The 16729-nt window shown below is 72.4% G+C and carries 16 protein-coding genes; all 16 read left to right on the forward strand.

Annotation, left to right across the window (positions count from 1 at the left end; translation table 11 throughout):
- Positions 1-9: 9 nt before the first annotated feature.
- A complete protein-coding gene (locus tag ACK99Q_RS10865; protein ID WP_179424098.1) occupies positions 10-471 on the forward strand; it encodes a hypothetical protein in 462 nt (153 codons plus the stop codon).
- Positions 471-2213 (forward strand): peptidoglycan D,D-transpeptidase FtsI family protein, encoded by a 1743-nt coding sequence (locus tag ACK99Q_RS10870; protein WP_410186160.1) that lies wholly within the window; start codon positions 471-473, stop codon positions 2211-2213. Before ACK99Q_RS10865 ends, ACK99Q_RS10870 begins: the two co-directional genes overlap by 1 nt.
- A 38-nt stretch (positions 2214-2251) precedes the next feature.
- On the forward strand, positions 2252-3736 hold the full coding sequence (locus ACK99Q_RS10875; RefSeq protein WP_410186986.1) for a UDP-N-acetylmuramoyl-L-alanyl-D-glutamate--2,6-diaminopimelate ligase: 1485 nt from the start codon (positions 2252-2254) through the stop codon (positions 3734-3736).
- A complete protein-coding gene (locus ACK99Q_RS10880) occupies positions 3733-5091 on the forward strand; it encodes a UDP-N-acetylmuramoyl-tripeptide--D-alanyl-D-alanine ligase (RefSeq protein ID WP_410186161.1) in 1359 nt (452 codons plus the stop codon). The genes ACK99Q_RS10875 and ACK99Q_RS10880 overlap by 4 nt, the downstream gene beginning before the upstream one ends.
- A gap of 27 nt (positions 5092-5118) precedes the next feature.
- Positions 5119-6186, forward strand: a complete 1068-nt coding sequence (gene mraY / locus ACK99Q_RS10885) for a phospho-N-acetylmuramoyl-pentapeptide-transferase (RefSeq protein ID WP_410186162.1) — start codon at positions 5119-5121, stop codon at positions 6184-6186.
- Positions 6176-7624 (forward strand): UDP-N-acetylmuramoyl-L-alanine--D-glutamate ligase, encoded by a 1449-nt coding sequence (gene murD / locus ACK99Q_RS10890; protein WP_410186163.1) that lies wholly within the window; start codon positions 6176-6178, stop codon positions 7622-7624. Before mraY ends, murD begins: the two co-directional genes overlap by 11 nt.
- A 223-nt stretch (positions 7625-7847) precedes the next feature.
- Positions 7848-9065: a putative lipid II flippase FtsW gene (ftsW, locus tag ACK99Q_RS10895; protein ID WP_410186164.1), complete on the forward strand. Its 1218-nt coding sequence runs from the start codon at positions 7848-7850 to the stop codon at positions 9063-9065.
- A 2-nt stretch (positions 9066-9067) separates the two neighbouring features.
- Positions 9068-10147 (forward strand): undecaprenyldiphospho-muramoylpentapeptide beta-N-acetylglucosaminyltransferase, encoded by a 1080-nt coding sequence (gene murG, locus ACK99Q_RS10900; protein ID WP_410186165.1) that lies wholly within the window; start codon positions 9068-9070, stop codon positions 10145-10147.
- On the forward strand, positions 10144-11544 hold the full coding sequence (gene murC / locus ACK99Q_RS10905) for a UDP-N-acetylmuramate--L-alanine ligase (protein WP_410186166.1): 1401 nt from the start codon (positions 10144-10146) through the stop codon (positions 11542-11544). Before murG ends, murC begins: the two co-directional genes overlap by 4 nt.
- Positions 11537-12247 (forward strand): cell division protein FtsQ/DivIB, encoded by a 711-nt coding sequence (locus ACK99Q_RS10910; RefSeq protein WP_410186167.1) that lies wholly within the window; start codon positions 11537-11539, stop codon positions 12245-12247. The genes murC and ACK99Q_RS10910 overlap by 8 nt, the downstream gene beginning before the upstream one ends.
- Positions 12248-12400: 153 nt before the next feature.
- A complete protein-coding gene (ftsZ, locus tag ACK99Q_RS10915) occupies positions 12401-13552 on the forward strand; it encodes a cell division protein FtsZ (RefSeq protein ID WP_410186168.1) in 1152 nt (383 codons plus the stop codon).
- 2 nt (positions 13553-13554) lie between these two features.
- A complete protein-coding gene (locus ACK99Q_RS10920; protein ID WP_410186169.1) occupies positions 13555-14274 on the forward strand; it encodes a polyphenol oxidase family protein in 720 nt (239 codons plus the stop codon).
- Positions 14261-14965, forward strand: coding sequence for a YggS family pyridoxal phosphate-dependent enzyme (locus ACK99Q_RS10925; RefSeq protein WP_410186170.1), 705 nt, complete (start codon positions 14261-14263; stop codon positions 14963-14965). The genes ACK99Q_RS10920 and ACK99Q_RS10925 overlap by 14 nt, the downstream gene beginning before the upstream one ends.
- Positions 14966-15001: 36 nt before the next feature.
- Entirely contained in the window at positions 15002-15478 is a 477-nt protein-coding gene (locus ACK99Q_RS10930) for a cell division protein SepF (RefSeq protein ID WP_269302611.1), read from the forward strand.
- A 6-nt stretch (positions 15479-15484) separates the two neighbouring features.
- A complete protein-coding gene (locus ACK99Q_RS10935; protein WP_179424110.1) occupies positions 15485-15772 on the forward strand; it encodes a YggT family protein in 288 nt (95 codons plus the stop codon).
- Between the two features lie 117 nt (positions 15773-15889).
- Positions 15890-16618: a DivIVA domain-containing protein gene (locus tag ACK99Q_RS10940; RefSeq protein ID WP_410186171.1), complete on the forward strand. Its 729-nt coding sequence runs from the start codon at positions 15890-15892 to the stop codon at positions 16616-16618.
- Positions 16619-16729: the final 111 nt, after the last annotated feature.

Genomic DNA, 16729 nt, shown 5'->3' on the forward strand with positions numbered 1-16729 from the left:
AGAGGCCCGATGAGCACAGCGACCAGCCCCCGTGCCCTCAGTCGTACGGCCGCCGCGCGATCGTCTGCGCTCGCGTCCGGCATCGCCGCGCGCGGTCGCGACGCGCGTGACGTCGGGCTGAAGCTGGTCGGCCCGGTCCGCGTCCGCGCGCGCCGGGCGCCGTTCGTCGTCGTCGTGCTGTCCGTCCTGGCCGCGGGCCTGGTCGGCCTCATCCTGCTGAGCACCGCCATGCAGGCCCAGTCGTTCAAGATCGACGACCTCCAGCAGCGGGCGACCCTCCTGCAGGCGCAGAAGGAGCAGCTCGCCGCCGAGGTCGACCGCATGCAGAGCCCCTCGGGCCTGGCCGACCGCGCCCTCAGCGAGGGCATGGTCCCCAACGCCAACCCCGTCTTCCTGCGCCTCGCCGACGGCAAGGTCATCGGCGAGCCCGTCCCGGCCGAGCCCGACACGAACGTCAGGAGGGCCGGCTGATGCCCGTCTCGGTCACCCGGAACCGGCTGCGGGTCCTCGTGGTCTGCGTGCTCGGCCTGTTCCTGCTGTTCGCCGGCCGCCTGTTCCAGATCCAGGCCGTCGACTCGAAGGCGTACGCGGCGATGGCGGTCGAGGCCGGCACGCGCAAGGCCGTCGTACCCGCGCCCCGGGGCGACATCGTCGACCGCAACGGCGAGGAGCTGGTCACCAGCACCGACGGACTCACCATCACGGGCGATCCGTCGATGACGGCCGAGAAGGCTCCCGAGATCGCGCGCATCCTGCACGAGAAGCTCGGCGACGAGATCGACTACTTCGACACGATCCAAAAGCTGCGCACGCCCAAGTCGCGCTACGTCTTCCTCGCGAAGGACCTGCCGGCGTACGAGGCCCGCAAGGCGGTCAAGGCCGTCGCCGAGGCCGGCTACACCGGCGTCTTCACCGAGACCGAGAGCCTGCGCAGCTACCCGGGCGGCTCGCTCGCGGCGAACGTCCTGGGCATCACTGAGGAGAACGGCAAGGGCATCGCCGGCCTCGAGATGCAGTACGACCAGCAGCTCACCGGCAAGGACGGCTCGTCCACGTACGAGGTCTCCACGACCGGCCAGCGCATCCCGATGGCCGACTCCACGGTCGAGGAGATGGTGCCGGGCGCGAACGTCAACACCACGATCGACCGCGACCTGCAGTGGTACGCCGACCAGCGCCTGCGCGACGTCGTCAGCTCGGCCGGCGCCGACTACGGCCTGGCGATCACGATGGACGTCCGCACGTGCCAGATCGTGCAGCTCTCGCAGGCGCCGACCTTCAACCCCGACAGCCGCGCCGGCGTCAACGACGACACGCTGGTCAACCGCGCGGTGTCCAACGTCTTCGAGCCCGGCTCGGTCATGAAGACGATCACCATGGCGGCTCTGGCCGACCAGGGCAAGGTCACGGCCGACACGAAGATCAAGGTGCCGTCGGGCATGGTCATCGACGGCTTCCCGATCGGCGACTACTGGCAGCACGGCGCGATCCGGCTGACGGCGGCCGGCGTCATCGCGAAGTCCTCCAACCTCGGCACGATCGTCGCGGCCGAGCAGATGTCGGACTCGACGTTCTACTCCTACCTGCGCAAGTTCGGCTTCGGCGCCCACAGCGGCATCGACCTGCCGGAGGAGTCGGTGGGCATCGTCGCCCCCGCGCGCGACTGGACGAAGGCCAAGCACGCCACGACCTCGTTCGGCCAGGGCGTCTCGGTCAACGCGATCCAGATGATCCGCGCGGTCGGAGCGATCGCCAACGGCGGCGTCATGTGCACGCCGCGGGTGGTCGACTCCACGACGAAGGCCGACGGCTCGGTCGAGAAGACCGATCCGGGCGAGTCGCGCCGGGTCGTCTCCCGCGAGGCGGCGTCCGAGGTCACCCGCATGATGGAGGCCGTCACGGCCGACGACGGCACGGCTCCCGCCGCGCAGATCGAGGGCTACCGCGTGGCCGGCAAGACCGGCACCGCGTGGCGGGTCAACCCCACCACCGGCAAGTACGTGCGCGGCCAGAACACGATCTCGTTCATGGGCTTCGCGCCGGCGGACAACCCGCGCTTCATCACCTACGTCGTGATCGACAAGCCGCCGCGCAACGCCGGCGGTGGCTCGATGGCCGGTCCGGTGTTCCACGACATCATGTCGATGGCCCTGGAGCGCTTCGGCGTGACGCCCACGGGCGCCAAGCCGCCCAAGATCAAGCAGGACTGGTAGCCGTCGTGCCGCCCGGTAGGTTGGGGCGGGTGGACGAGATGAGGGTCAGGCCGTTCGACACGCCCACGTGGTCCCTCGCCGAGGTGGCCGCGGCGTGGTCCGGGGCGACGGCAGACGGCGACGCGAGCGTCACTGGGATCAGCCTCTCCACCCGCGACGTCGTGGCCGGCGACCTGTTCGCCGCGCTGCCCGGCGCCAGCACGCACGGCGCCCGGTTCGCGCCCCAGGCCCTCGAGGCCGGCGCCGCGGCGATCCTCACCGACGCCGAGGGCGCCGCGACGCTCCCGGGCGACGTCCCGCGGGTCGTCGTCGAGGAGCCGCGACGCGGTCTCGCCGAGTTCGCCGCACGGTTCTACGACCGGCCCAGCAGCCGGTTCACCACCGTCGGCGTCACGGGCACGCAGGGCAAGACCACCACCACGTACCTCGCCGAGGCCGCGCTGGGGGAGTCGCGCTCGGCCGTGATCGGCACGATCGGCACCCGCATCGCGGGACGCCCGGCGGCCAGCAGCCTGACGACCCCCGAGGCCCCCGCCCTGCAGGCGCTGTTCGCGGTCATGGCCGAGGAGCAGGTCGCCGCGTGCGCGATGGAGGTCTCGAGCCACGCGATCGTGCAGGGGCGCGTCGACGGCTTCGTGCTCGACGCCGCCGTGTTCCTCAACCTCGGTCGTGACCACCTGGACTTCCACCACGACCTCGAGTCCTACTTCGCCGCGAAGGCCGAGCTCTTCACCCCCGAGCACGCCCGCCGGGCCGTGATCAACCTCGACGACGCGCACGGGCGCCGGCTCGCGCAGCAGACCGAGCTGCCGGTCACCACCTTCTCCACCGAGGGAGCGCCCGCCGACTGGCGTGCCGTCAACGTGCGGTCGCACCGTCTCGGCAGCGACGTCACGCTGATCGCGCCCGACGGCACCGAGACCGAGCTGTCCGTGCCGCTCGCCGGCGCCTTCAACGTCTCCAACGCCGTCGCCGCGATCGTGGCGCTGGCGGGGGAGGGCCACGACCTGGGTGCGCTCGTCCGCGGCGTCGCCTCCGCGCGGGGCGTGCCGGGCCGGATGGAGCGCGTCGACGCGGGCCAGCCGTTCACGGCCGTCGTCGACTACGCCCACAAGCCCGAGGCCGTCGAGGCCGTCCTGGCCGCACTGCGACCCGTCACCGCGGGCCGGCTGATCGTCGTGATCGGCGCCGGCGGCGACCGCGACCGCGGCAAGCGGCCGCTCATGGGCGAGGTCGCGGCGCGGCTCGCCGACGTGCTGATCGTCACCGACGACAACCCGCGCAGCGAGGAGCCCGCGCGGATCCGCGCCGAGGTCCTGGCCGGGGCCGAGCGGGGCACCGCCGAGGTGCTCGAGATCGGCGACCGGCGCGAGGCGATCGCGGCTGCCGTCGGCCGGGCGCGCACCGGCGACACCGTCGTCGTGGCGGGCAAGGGCCACGAGCGCGGCCAGCAGGTCGGCGACGTGGTCCACCCGTTCGACGACCGCGAGGTCCTCGTCGAGCTGATCGGGGGAGCCTCGTGAGCCCCACCACGCTGGCCCAGGTCGCCGTCGCCACCGACGGACGTGTCGAGGGCGACGACGCGCTCTCGGTCGAGGGTCCCGTCGTCATCGACTCCCGCCGGGTGACGCCCGGCTGCCTCTTCGTGGCGATCCCCGGCGAGCACGTCGACGGTCACGACTACGTCGAGGCCGCGCTCGAGGCCGGAGCCGTGGCCACGCTGGCCACGCGGCCGGTCCCGGGCCCGCACGTCGTCGTGGACGACCCCGTCCGTGCGCTCGGCCGACTCGCCGCCGACCGGCTGGCCTCCCTGAGGTCCGACACGGACCTGCGGGTCGTGGCCATCACCGGCTCGCAGGGCAAGACCTCGGTCAAGGACCTCGTCGCCCACGTCCTCGAGACCCAGGGCGCCACGGTCGCGCCGGAGGGGTCGTTCAACAACGAGCTCGGCGTGCCGCTCACGGTGCTGCGCGCCGATGCCGGGACCCGCCACCTCGTCCTCGAGATGGGGGCTCGCGGGATCGGCCACATCGCCACGCTGTGCGAGATCGCGCCGCCCGACGTCTCGGTCGTCCTCAACGTCGGCACCGCCCACGCCGGCGAGTTCGGCGGCCTCGACCGCACGGCCCAGGCCAAGGGCGAGCTCGTCGAGGCCCTGGACGAGCACGGCACGGCCGTCCTCAACGCCGACGACGAGCGCGTCGCGGCCATGGCGTCGCGCACGCGCGGCCTCGTCCTGACCTTCGGCCGCGCCGGGCAGGTCCGCCTCGCCGGCGACGTCACGCTCGACGACGCCGGTCATCCGCACTTCGTCGTCGAGGCCGACGGCCGCACGCTCGACGCCACCGTCCCGCAGCTCGGCGCGCACCACGCGATCAACGCCGTGGCCGCCGTGGCCGCGACCTCGGCCCTGGGCGTCCCCGTCGAGGCCGCCGTGCACGCGCTGACCACCGCCACGGCCACCTCGCCGATGCGGATGGAGCGCCACGAGACGGACGCGGGAGTCGTGGTCGTCAACGACGCGTACAACGCCAACCCCGAGTCCATGGCGGCGGCCCTGCGCACCCTCGCGGGACTGGCCCCCGGACGCGGCGTCGCGGTGCTCGGTGAGATGCTTGAGCTGGGCGAGGACTCGCCCGCGCAGCACCACAGGATCGGCCGGCTCGCCGCCGACCTGGGCATCGCCCGGGTCATCGCGGTCGGGGCCGGAGCCGCCGAGATCGCCCGGGGAGCCGGGTCGGCGGGTCTCCAGGTGGACGATGTCGAGGCAGCGGTGGACGCACTCTCCGCGAGCCTGGATGCCGGTGACGTGGTGCTTGTGAAAGCATCGAGGGGCGCCCGCCTGGAGCGGGTCGTCGAAGCGCTGCTGCGCGACTGACACGCACGGAAGGAACGAACGGAAGCGATGCTGGCCGTACTGATCGCAGGGGTCGTGGGACTCCTCGGCACCCTCGTCGGCACCCGTTTCGCGATCTCCGTGCTCGTGGCCAAGGGCTACGGACAGCTCATCCGCGACGACGGTCCGACCTCGCACCACGTCAAGCGCGGCACGCCCACGATGGGCGGCCTCGTCATCATCATCAGCACGGTGCTGGGCTACGCCATCGCCAAGCTCGTGACCGGCTACGAGCCCAGCGCCTCGGCGGTGCTGCTGCTCTTCCTGTTCGTGGGTCTCGGCGCCATCGGCTTCCTCGACGACTGGATCAAGGTGGCGAAGCAGCGGAACCTCGGTCTGCGCAGCAAGGCCAAGATGGTGGGCCAGATCCTCGTCGGCCTCGTGTTCGCCGTCCTGGCCATCGGCTGGGAGAACGACAACGGCCAGACCCCCATCACGCACGCGATCTCGTTCACGCGCGACCTGTCGTGGGAGCTGCCCACGGTGCTGCTGATCGTGTGGGTGCTGCTCATGATCGCCGGCGCCAGCAACGGCGTGAACCTCACCGACGGCCTCGACGGCCTGGCCACCGGCGCCGCCGTGATGGTGTTCGGCGCGTTCGTGCTCATCAACGTCTGGCAGTCCAACCAGAGCTGCTTCATGCTCGACCCCGGCCCCAAGTGCTACGAGGTGCGCGACCCGCTCGACCTCGCCGTCGTGGCCTCCGCCGTCACCGGCGCGTGCTTCGGCTTCCTGTGGTGGAACGCGTCGCCCGCCAAGATCTTCATGGGCGACACCGGCTCGCTCTCGCTCGGCGGCCTCATGGCCGGCTTCGCGCTGATGACCCGCACCGAGCTGCTGCTCATCGTGCTGGGCGGCCTGTTCGTCATCATCACCTTCTCGGTGATCCTCCAGGTCGGGTACTTCAAGCTCTCCGGCGGCAAGCGCATCTTCCGGATGGCACCGCTGCAGCACCACTTCGAGCTCAAGGGCTGGGCCGAGATCACGATCGTGGTCCGGTTCTGGATCATCAGCGGCATCTGCGTGATCTCCGGCATCGGCCTCTTCTACTGGGAATGGGTCGTCGGTGCCTTCTGAGCGCGACGTCACGTCGCTGCACCGCGACTCCTCGTGGGAGGGCGTCCGCGCCGTCGTCGCCGGCTTCGGGGTCAGCGGCTTCGCGGCCGCCGACACCCTGAACCACCTCGGTGCGAGCGTCGTCGTGCTCGACGAGTCCGAGGGCGACGCCCACCGGCAGGAGCAGGCGCAGCTGCTCGAGGTCCTGGGCGCCGACGTGCGCCTCGGCCCCGGCGCCACCGCCGCGCTGCCGCAGGACGTCGACCTCGTGATCACCTCGCCCGGCTGGCGGCCCACCGTGCCGCTGCTGGCCGAGGCCGCCGGCCGGGGCATCCCCGTGTGGGGCGAGGTCGAGCTGGCGTGGCGCCTGCGGGGCGCCGATCCCGCGCCGTGGCTCGCCGTCACCGGCACCAACGGCAAGACCACCACGGTGCAGATGCTCGAGTCGATCCTGCAGGCGGCCGGGCTGCGCGCCCAGGCCGTCGGCAACGTCGGCACCCCGATCCTCGAGGCCGTCATGGACCCCGAGGGCCGCGACGTGCTGGCCGTCGAGCTCTCCAGCTTCCAGCTGCACTGGACGCAGTCGATGGCGGCCGAGTCCGCCGCCGTGCTGAACCTCGCGCCCGACCACTACGACTGGCACGGCGGGGCGCAGGCCTACGCCGCCGCCAAGGGCAAGGTCTACGAGCAGGTCCAGCGCGCATGCGTCTACAACGTCGCCGACGAGGCCACGATGCACCTGGTCGAGGAGGCCGACGTGGTGGAGGGCGCCCGCGCCATCGGCTTCACCCTCGGCATTCCCGAGCCCGGCATGGTGGGCATCGTCGACGACCTGCTGGTCGACCGCGCCTTCGTGGACTCCCGCGCCACCAGCGCCGCGGAGATGGCCTCGCTGTCCGACCTCGACGACGACTCGCCCCACAACGTGCAGAACGCGCTCGCGGCCGCCGCGCTCGCGCGCGCCCACGGGGTCGCCCCGGTGGCGGTCCGCGACGGCCTGCGCGCGTTCCGCCTCGGCCCGCACCGCATCAGCACGGTCGCCGAGCGCGACGGCGTGCGGTGGGTGGACGACTCCAAGGCCACCAATCCCCACGCCGCGCGCGCCTCGCTGCGCGCCTTCGACCACGTGGTCTGGGTCGCCGGGGGACTGGCGAAGGGCGCCACGTACGGCGACCTCGTCCGCGACGTCCGCGAGCACCTGCGGGCCGCCGTGCTGATCGGCGCGGACCGCGACCTCATCGCCGCCGCGCTCGCCGCCCAGGCACCCGACGTGCCGGTCGAGCTGGCGGACGGGGACGACGCCAACGCGCTGATGGACGCCGTCGCCGCCGCCGCGCAGCGCCACGCCCGTCCGGGCGACACGGTCCTGCTCGCGCCCGCCGCGGCCTCGATGGACCAGTTCCGCGACTACGCGCACCGCGGCGACGCCTTCGCGCAGGCCGTCGGCCGCCTCGCCTGACCCCGGCCCGCTCAGGAGGCGGTGAGTGGTCAACCTCTCCCGGTGACCTCCGGTGACTGGTCAACCTGTCGGGCTCCGTTCAGGTTGAGGGCTGACCGCCCCGCCCTGGGTTCGGTTGAGGACTCACCGCCCACCCGGCGACACGCGCCCGGAGGTCCACGCGGCACGCCGTCCCACGGGCCACACTGGGGAGCAGTTTCCCTTTCTTCCCCGAAGGAACGCCATGAGTACCACCGCCTCTCGGCGGTCGTCGAGCACGCTCGAGACCGTGCGGAACCTGCTGGAGCGACCGCTCGCGTCCTACCAGCTCGTGCTCGGCACGACCGGCCTGCTGCTCGGGCTTGGCCTCATCATGGTCCTCAGCGCGAGCTCGGTGTTCGCGCTGCGCGTCTACGGCAACTCCTTCGAGATCTTCAGCCGTCAGGCGATCTTCGCCGTCGTCGGCCTCGTGGGCATGGTCATCGCGATGCGCATGCCGCTCGACCGGGTGCGCCAGCTGTCGCGTCCCGTGCTGCTCGCGGTCGTCGTCCTGATCGGCCTGACCTTCACGCCGCTGGGCATGGACATCAACGGCAACCGGAACTGGATCCCGCTGTTCGCCGGATTCAACCTGCAGCCGTCGGAGTTCGCGAAGCTCGCGATCGTGATGTGGATCGCCGACCTCTACACCCGCCGGCACCGCCACCTCGGCACGCCGCGGTTCGTCATCACGCCCGTCGTCCCGATCGCCGGAGCCGTGTCGGCGCTCGTCGTGTTCCAGAAGGACCTGGGCACCGCCGTCATCCTGTTCGCCATCATCGCGGGCATGCTGTGGGTCGCCGGCCTGCCGCTCAAGCCGATGCTCGGCTTCGGCGCCGGTCTCGTCGTGCTGCTGCTGTTCTTCGTGGCCACCGCCCAGCACCGCGTCGACCGCTTCATGTCGTTCCTCAACCCGATGGCCGACCCCGAGCAGTCGGGCTACCAGGCGATCAAGGCCATGATGGGCTTCGCCCGCGGCGGCTTCTGGGGCCTGGGCCTGGGCAGCAGCCGCCAGAAGTGGGGCGCCCTGCCCGAGGCGCACACCGACTTCATCCTCGCCGTCATCGGCGAGGAGCTCGGCCTGGCCGGCAGCCTGGTGATCCTGGCCCTGTTCGGGCTGCTGGCGTACACCGGCTTCCGCATCGCCCACCGCAGCCGCGATCGCTTCGCGCGCTACCTCGCCGCGGGCATCACGATCTGGCTCACCACGCAGGCGATCATCAACATCGGCATGGTGCTCGGCCTGCTGCCGGTCATCGGCGTGCCGCTTCCGCTCGTCTCGTACGGTGGTTCCAGCATGATCGCCACCCTCGCCGCGCTGGGCCTCCTGGCCAACTGCGCCACCACCGAACCCGGCGCCGCCCGCGCCCTGTCCGTCTCGCGTCGCGCCAAGGCGCGCAAGAAGCAGCGGGCGGGTCGCTGACGATGCGTGTCCTGCTCGCCGGCGGTGGAACCGCCGGTCACACGTCTCCGCTGCTCGCGACCGCCGCGGTGCTGGCCGACGCGGGCGACGACCTCGTCTGCCTGGGCACTCCGCGCGGCCTCGAGGTCACGCTGATCCCGCAGGCGGGCCACGCGCTCGAGCTGGTCCCGCCGGTGCCGCTGCCGCGCCGTCCCAACGCCGACCTGGTGAAGCTGCCCGCCAACCTGCGCCGCTCGGTCTCGGCCACGCTCGAGGTCTTCGACCGCTTCCGGCCCGACGTCGTCGTCGGCTTCGGCGGCTACGTCTCGGTGCCGGCCTACCTCGCGGCCCGCAAGCGCAAGCTGCCCCTCGTCGTCCACGAGGGCAACGCCCTGCCCGGCATCGCGAACAAGCTCGGCGCGCGGCTGACGCGGCACGTCGCGACGAGCTTCCCCGACACCGAGCTGCGCCACGGCACCTACACGGGCCTGCCGATCCGGCGCCAGATCGCGGACCTCGACCGGCACGCGGCGCGCGCCGAGGGCCGCCGGCACTTCGGCCTCGACCTCGATCGTCCGACGATCCTGGTCACCGGAGGCTCGCAGGGCGCCCGCCGCATCAACACCACGATGGCCGCCGCCGCGCGCGACCTCGCCGATGCCGGGGTGCAGGTGCTGCACGCCGCCGGCCGTCCCGAGGAGGTCGAGCTCGACGGTCGCGCGGACGACCCGCCCTACGTCGTCGAGCAGTACATCGACCGGATCGACCTCGCGTACGCCGCGGCCGACCTCGTCGTGTGCCGCTCGGGCGCCAACACCGTCACCGAGGTCGCGGCCGTCGGCCTGCCGGCCGTCTTCGTCCCGCTGCCGATCGGCAACGGCGAGCAGGCCCTCAACGCGCACCCGGTGGTGGGCGCGGGCGGCGCGCTGCTGATCGAGGACGGCGCGTTCACGCCGGCGTGGGTCGACAGCGCGATCGTCTCGCTCGTCACGTCGCCCGAGCGTCTCGAGCGCATGTCGCAGGCCGCGTCCGGCATCGTCCGTCGTGACGCCGCCGAGCGCCTCGCGCAGATGGTGCACGAGGCGGGGGAGGCCGGCCGGTGAGGATCGACCTGCCGTCCGAGGTCCTGCCCGCCGACCGGCTCGGCCGCGTGCACCTCATCGGCATCGGCGGAGCGGGGCTCTCGGCCATCGCCCTGCTGATGCACGAGGCCGGCGTCGACGTCAGTGGCAGCGACGGCAAGGACTCCGCGGTGCTCGACCGGCTGCGCGCGGCCGGCATCACGTGCCACGTGGGCCACGACGCCGCGCACTTGGCCGACCGCGACACCGTCATCGCGTCCACCGCGGTGCCCGAGGACAACCCCGAGGTCGTCGAGGCGCGCCGCCGCGGCCTGCGCCTGTGGCCGCGCTCGGCCGGCCTCATGTCGACGATGCTGGACGACCGCCGCATCGCGATCGCGGGCACGCACGGCAAGACCACCACCACGGCGATGCTGACCTTCGCGCTGCGCGGCGCCGGTGCCGACCCGTCGTTCGCGATCGGGGCCGAGGTCGCGGGGCTGGGCACGAACGCCCGCCGCGGCGCGGGTCCCGAGTTCGTCGTCGAGTCCGACGAGAGCGACGGCGCCTTCCTGCACTACCGGCCGCACGCCGCGGTCGTCACGAACATCGACGCCGACCACCTCGACACGTGGGGCACGGTGGAGGCGTACGAGCTCGCCTTCGCCCAGTTCGCCGTCACGGTCGACGAGGTCGTCGTGGTCTCGGCCGACGATCCCGGCTGCCGTCGCCTGCGCGACAGGGTGAGCGGCCCGCGGATCCTCACCGCCGGTTTCGCCGAGGACGCGCACGTGCGCGGCACCGACGTCGAGGTCGCCGGCTCCACCACGCGGTTCACCCTGCATGCGCCGGGCCTGGAGCCCACCGAGGTCGTCCTCGCCGTCCCCGGCCGGCACTACGCCGCCGACGCGCTGCTCGCGCTGGCCATCGGCCTCGAGCTCGGGCACGACCTCGCCGGGATGGTCGAGGGCCTGTCGGGCTACACGGGGGCCGCGCGCCGGATGGAGCCCAAGGGCGAGGCTGGGGGAGTGCGCGTCGTCGACTCCTACGCCCACCACCCGACGGAGATCGCCGCCGACCTGGCTGCCGCCCGCGCGCTCGCCGGCGACGACCGCCTCGTGGTGGTCTTCCAGCCGCACCTGGTCAGCCGCACCCGCCTGTTCGGCGAGCGCATGGGCCAGGAGCTGGCCGCCGCGGACCTCGTCGTGGTGGCCGACCTCTACCTCGCACGCGAGGCCGCCGATCCCGCGGTCACGTCCGCGCTCGTCGTCGATGCCGCCGGCCCGAACGCCCACCTCGGCGGTCCGGTCGAGGACGTGCCCGCGTTCCTGGAGCCGATGCTGCGGGCGGGCGACCTCGTGCTGACGCTGGGCGCGGGCGACGTCACCACCGTGGGCCCGGCGCTGCTGGACCTCCTGCGGGACTCCGGCGATGAGTGACCGGTTCACCGAGAAGCTCCGGCTGAAGCGACGCAGGTCGCGCTGGCGCATCGCAGGGATCGTGCTGCTCGTCCTGGCCCTGGCCGGCGCGGTCTGGGCGATCTGGTTCTCCAGCCTGTTCGAGACGCGTGGGACCACGGTCGCGGGCACCGAGCACGTCCCGGTCGAGCGCGTCGTGCGCGTCGCCCAGGTGCCGCTCGGCGAGCCGGTGCTGCGCGTGGACACCGACGCGATCGAGGAGCGGGTCGCCACCCTCAAGCCCGTTCGGTCGGTGCGCGTCGAGCGCGACCTGCCGCACACGATCCGCATCGTCGTCACCGAGCGCACGGCCGTGGCGTGGGTCGACCGCTCCGGCACGCCGTGGGCCGTCGACGCGACCGGCGTGGTCTATCGCCCGCTGAACTCGCGCCCCGGCCACCTGCCGCAGCTGGACGTCGACGCCGAGGACCGCCGCGTTCTCTCGGCCACCGCCCGCGTGGCGGCCGACATCGCCGACGGCGATCGCGAGCTCCTCGCCGACACCGACGCGATCAGGGCCGAGACGCGCGACTCGATCGAGCTCGCGCTGACGAAGGACCGCACCGTCGTGTGGGGGAGCGCGGAGGAGGCCGGGCCCAAGCTCGCCGTCCTGCGACCGCTGCTGCAGATCAAGGCCAGCAGCTACGACGTCAGCGCGCCCGAGCGCCCGACGACGCTCGAGTAGACACGCGTCCCACGAGTTGACGAACAACACGCCGTCGGCGCGGCGTGTCGTCCGAGATCGATCCGGCGTACCCACCTAGTGTCGAGACATCGACGAGGTTGACATAACTATAAGCCTCGACTTGAACGTTAAGGTTTCGAAGGGGAAGACGACATGGCGGTCCAGAACTACCTTGCGGTGATCAAGGTCGTCGGCATCGGCGGCGGTGGTGTCAACGCCGTCAACCGCATGATCGAGGCCGGGCTCAAGGGTGTGGAGTTCATCGCGATCAACACCGACGCCCAGGCGCTGCTGATGACCGATGCCGACGTGAAGCTCGACGTGGGTCGCGACTCCACGCGCGGCCTCGGCGCCGGCGCCGATCCCGAGATCGGCAAGAAGGCCGCCGAGGACCACGCCGAGGAGATCGAGGCGGCCATCAAGGGCGCCGACATGGTCTTCGTCACGGCGGGCGAGGGCGGCGGCACGGGCACCGGCGGCGCGCCGGTGGTGGCGCGCATCGCGCGCTCGCTCGGCGCGCTGACCATCGGGGTCGTCACGCGACCCTTCAAGTTCGAGGGCCGCAACCGTGCGGCCCAGGCGGACGTGGGCGTGCAGCGGCTGCGCGAGGAGGTCGACACCCTCATCGTGATCCCGAACGACCGACTGCTCTCGATCAGCGACCAGAACATCAGCCTGCTGGACGCGTTCCGCCAGGCCGACCAGGTGCTCTACCAAGGCGTCTCGGGCATCTCCGAGCTCATCACCACGCCCGGCCTGATCAACGTCGACTTCGCGGACGTGAAGTCGATCATGAGCGACGCCGGCTCGGCCCTCATGGGCATCGGCTCGGCGCGCGGCGAGCACCGTGCGGCCACGGCCGCCGAGCTGGCCGTCTCCAGCCCGCTGCTCGAGGCCTCCATCGAGGGCGCCCGCGGCGTGCTGCTGTCCATCGCGGGTGGCTCCGACCTCGGCCTGTTCGAGATCAACGAGGCGGCCGAGCTGGTCCAGGAGGCCGTCCACGACGACGCCAAGATCATCTTCGGCACGGTCATCGACGACTCGCTCGGCGACGAGGTGCGCATCACCGTCATCGCCGCCGGCTTCGACGGCGGCGAGCCGAAGCAGCGCGACGCGGCCCAGCCCGCGCTGCGCGGTCGCGACCAGCAGGCGCCCGCGAAGGAGTCGGCCCCGGCCGCCCCGAGCAAGCCCGCCGAGCGCACCGAGGCCGCCGAGCAGCGCGTCGTGACCGAGCCCGTCCCGGTGTCCCAGCCCGCGGGCCAGGAGTTCGGCGACGGCCTCGACATCCCGGACTTCCTGCGCTGACCGTGCCCCACAGCACGCCCGGCTCCTCCGCGCCGTTCTGGTTCCGGTCCGACCTCGGGGTCGCGTCGTTCGGCTTCACCGACGCGCGCACCGACCTGGGTCGCGGCCCGATCGACGGATCACCCGCGGAAGGGCTGGGAGTCGTGGCCGCGGCGCTCGGGGGCCGGCCCGCCCTCATGCGCCAGGTCCACGGTGACGAGGTGGCCGTCGCCGACCCCGACAGCCAGCCCGAGGCCGACGCGCTCGTGCTCGACCGGGCGGGCGTCGTGGCGATCGTCCGGGTGGCCGACTGCGTCCCGATCGTCATCGCCGCGCCCGACCGACCGCTGGCCGCCGTCGTGCACGCGGGTCGGGTGGGCATGGCGTCCGGCATCGTCCCGGCGGCCGTGGCGGCCCTGCGCGAGCGGGGCGCCGACCGGCTCGAGGCCTGGGTCGGTCCGCGTGCCTGCGGCTCCTGCTACGAGGTCCCGCAGGCGATGGCCGACGAGGTCGCCGCGGCGGAGCCCGCCGCCCGGGCCACCACCCGGCAGGGCACGCCCGGTCTCGACATCGGCGCCGGTGTGCTGGCCCAGCTCGAGCGCGACGGAGTCGTGGCCCACGACCTCGGCGGCTGCACGATCGAGGACGAGCGCTTCTGGTCGCACCGCCGGCAGGGCGAGGCCGCCGGACGCTTCGGCGCCGCGGTCGTCCTGCGCGAGGGGAGCGCCGATGTCGCGTCGTGACGAGCTCGAGCGCAACCTCGCGGCCGTCCGCGAGCGGATCGCCCGCGCCTGCGAGCAGGCCGGCCGCGACCCCGACGACGTCACGCTCGTCGTCGTCACGAAGACCCACCCGGCGAGCGACGTCGAGCTCCTCGCCGACCTCGGCGTGACCGACGTCGGCGAGAACCGCCACCCCGAGGCCTCCGACAAGCAGGCCGAGGTCGCCGCGAGCGGCTCCACGCTGCGCTGGCACTTCGTCGGCGGGCTCCAGACCAACAAGGCCGGCGCCGTCGCGCGCTACGCCTACGTCGTCCACAGCGTCGACCGCGCGAAGCTCGCCCGGTCGCTCGACCGCGGGGCCGAGGCCGCCGGGCGCACGCTGCGCGTCCTCGTGCAGATCGACTTCGACACCACCGACCCCGGCCGCGCGGGCGTCCCACCGGTCGACGTGCGGGCCCTCGCCGACGTGATCGCGGGGGAGTGCCCCCACCTCGAGCTGGGCGGGGTCATGACCGTCGCCCCGCTCGGGCAGGACCCCGAGCCGAGCTTCGCGCAGCTGCGCGAGATCAGCGCCGACCTGGCGCGCACCGTGCCGACCGCGACCATGATCTCGGCCGGGATGAGCGAGGACTTCGAGGTCGCGATCCGGCACGGCGCGACACACGTGCGCGTGGGTCGTTCGGTGCTGGGGCAGCGCCCCGTACTGCAGTAGTCTCAACAACGTCAAGACCGAAGATCGGGAGTGAGCATGGCTGGCGCAATGCGGAGGATGGGCGAGTACCTCGGACTCGTCGAGCAGGCCGAGTACGACGAGGCGCTGGAGTACGAGCCGGAGGCCCCGGCACGCACCGCCGCGCCGGTGCGTCAGGCTGCCCCCCAGCCGGTCGCGCCGCGCACCGTGACGGCCCTCGACGACCGCCGTCAGCCCGGCCTGTCCGTGGCCGACCTGGCGCGCATCGAGACGGTCACGCCCCGCACGTACAACGACGCCCGCACGATCGGCGAGTCGTTCCGCTCGGGCGTGCCGGTGATCATGAACCTGTCCGACATCGGCGACGACGACGCCAAGCGTCTCGTCGACTTCGCCGCCGGCCTGGTCTTCGCCGTCCACGGCACCATCAACCGGATCACGGCGAAGGTCTTCCTGCTGTCGCCCGAGGGAGTGCAGGTGTCCGACGAGGACCGCGCCACCCTCGCCGCCGGCGGCTTCTACAACCAGAGCTGAGGCCCCGTGTCACCGATCGGGACCATTCTCTACAACCTCATCTACCTGGCGATCATCTTCGTGATCGCCAGGTTCGTCGTGGACTGGGTGCAGCTGCTCGCCCGCCAGTGGCAGCCCCGCGGCTTCATCGCGGTGCTGTGCGAGTTCATCTTCACCGTCACCGACCCGCCGCTGCGCGCCCTGCGCAAGGTCATCCCGCCGATCCGTCTCGGCGGCGTGATGCTCGACGTCTCGGCGATGGTGCTGTTGCTCCTGTTGTTCATCGCGCAGTCCCTCGTGGTCGTCATCTTTTAGGTGATCGTTGAGACTTGAGCCCCGGCCCGCTGCCCGGTGCTTAGGATGAAGCGGTACCGTTGACGAGGCCCCGAATCTTTCCCCAGACAGACCCGACTCACACGCAGAGGTGACCAGATGGCGCTCACGCCCCAGGACATTCGCGACAAGCAGTTCACAGCCGTGCGCTTGCGCGACGGCTACGACATGGGTGAGGTCGAGCAGTTCCTCGATGAGGTCGAGGTCGAGTTCGAACGCCTCGTCAACGAGAACTCCGAGCTGAAGGCCAAGGTCGCCGAGCTCGAGGCCGCGCTCGAGGAGGCCTCCAAGGCCCAGCCCGCTCCCGCCGCCGCGAAGCCCGAGCCCGTCAAGGAGCCCGAGCCGGTCAAGGAGCCCGAGCCCACGCCGGCCCCCGCCGCCCCGGCCCCCGCCGCTCCGCAGGAGCTGCGCGTCACCTCCACCGCCGAGGCGTCCACCGCCGCCGCGCGCCTCCTCGAGATCGCGTCGGCCAACGCCGACCAGCTCATGGACGCCGCGAAGGAGGAGGCCGACACGATCATCGGCGAGGCCCGCGTCGAGGCCGAGCAGCTCTCGGCCGAGGCCCGTCGCAACGCCGACACGCTGCAGTACGAGTCGCGCAAGCGCGCCGAGCAGCTCGACGTCGAGACCGAGCAGCGCCGCAAGGAGGTCATCTCCAGCCTCGAGCGCGAGCGTCAGGAGCTCCAGGGCGAGATCGACCACCTGCGTGCCTACGAGCGCGAGTACCGCGCCCGCCTCAAGGCCTACTTCCAGGACCAGCTCGCGCAGCTCGAGGGCAGCTCGCTCGTCGCGCCGCAGCAGGGCTCCGCACTGGACAGCAAGGACTGATCTCGCGGCACCGCGTCACTGAGTCGAACGACGGCGCCCGATCCCTCCGGGGATCGGGCGCCGTCGTCGTTCGTGACCATGTCGAGTCGGGTGCGCAGACGAGAGGGGGGC

The organism is Aeromicrobium sp. MLTX1 (genome assembly GCF_046452335.1).
Lineage (GTDB): Bacteria > Actinomycetota > Actinomycetes > Propionibacteriales > Nocardioidaceae > Aeromicrobium.

Excerpts from the sequence above, each read along its gene's own strand:
- ACK99Q_RS10865 (WP_179424098.1), top strand. The coding sequence starts at position 10 with ATGAGCACAGCGACCAGCCCCCGTGCCCTCAGTCGTACGGCCGCCGCG.
- ACK99Q_RS10870 (WP_410186160.1), top strand. The coding sequence starts at position 471 with ATGCCCGTCTCGGTCACCCGGAACCGGCTGCGGGTCCTCGTGGTCTGC.
- ACK99Q_RS10875 (WP_410186986.1), top strand. The coding sequence starts at position 2,252 with ATGAGGGTCAGGCCGTTCGACACGCCCACGTGGTCCCTCGCCGAGGTG.
- mraY (WP_410186162.1), top strand. The coding sequence starts at position 5,119 with ATGCTGGCCGTACTGATCGCAGGGGTCGTGGGACTCCTCGGCACCCTC.
- ftsW (WP_410186164.1), top strand. The coding sequence starts at position 7,848 with ATGAGTACCACCGCCTCTCGGCGGTCGTCGAGCACGCTCGAGACCGTG.
- murG (WP_410186165.1), top strand. The coding sequence starts at position 9,068 with ATGCGTGTCCTGCTCGCCGGCGGTGGAACCGCCGGTCACACGTCTCCG.
- ACK99Q_RS10910 (WP_410186167.1), top strand. The coding sequence starts at position 11,537 with ATGAGTGACCGGTTCACCGAGAAGCTCCGGCTGAAGCGACGCAGGTCG.
- ftsZ (WP_410186168.1), top strand. The coding sequence starts at position 12,401 with ATGGCGGTCCAGAACTACCTTGCGGTGATCAAGGTCGTCGGCATCGGC.
- ACK99Q_RS10925 (WP_410186170.1), top strand. The coding sequence starts at position 14,261 with ATGTCGCGTCGTGACGAGCTCGAGCGCAACCTCGCGGCCGTCCGCGAG.
- ACK99Q_RS10930 (WP_269302611.1), top strand. The coding sequence starts at position 15,002 with ATGGCTGGCGCAATGCGGAGGATGGGCGAGTACCTCGGACTCGTCGAG.
- ACK99Q_RS10940 (WP_410186171.1), top strand. The coding sequence starts at position 15,890 with ATGGCGCTCACGCCCCAGGACATTCGCGACAAGCAGTTCACAGCCGTG.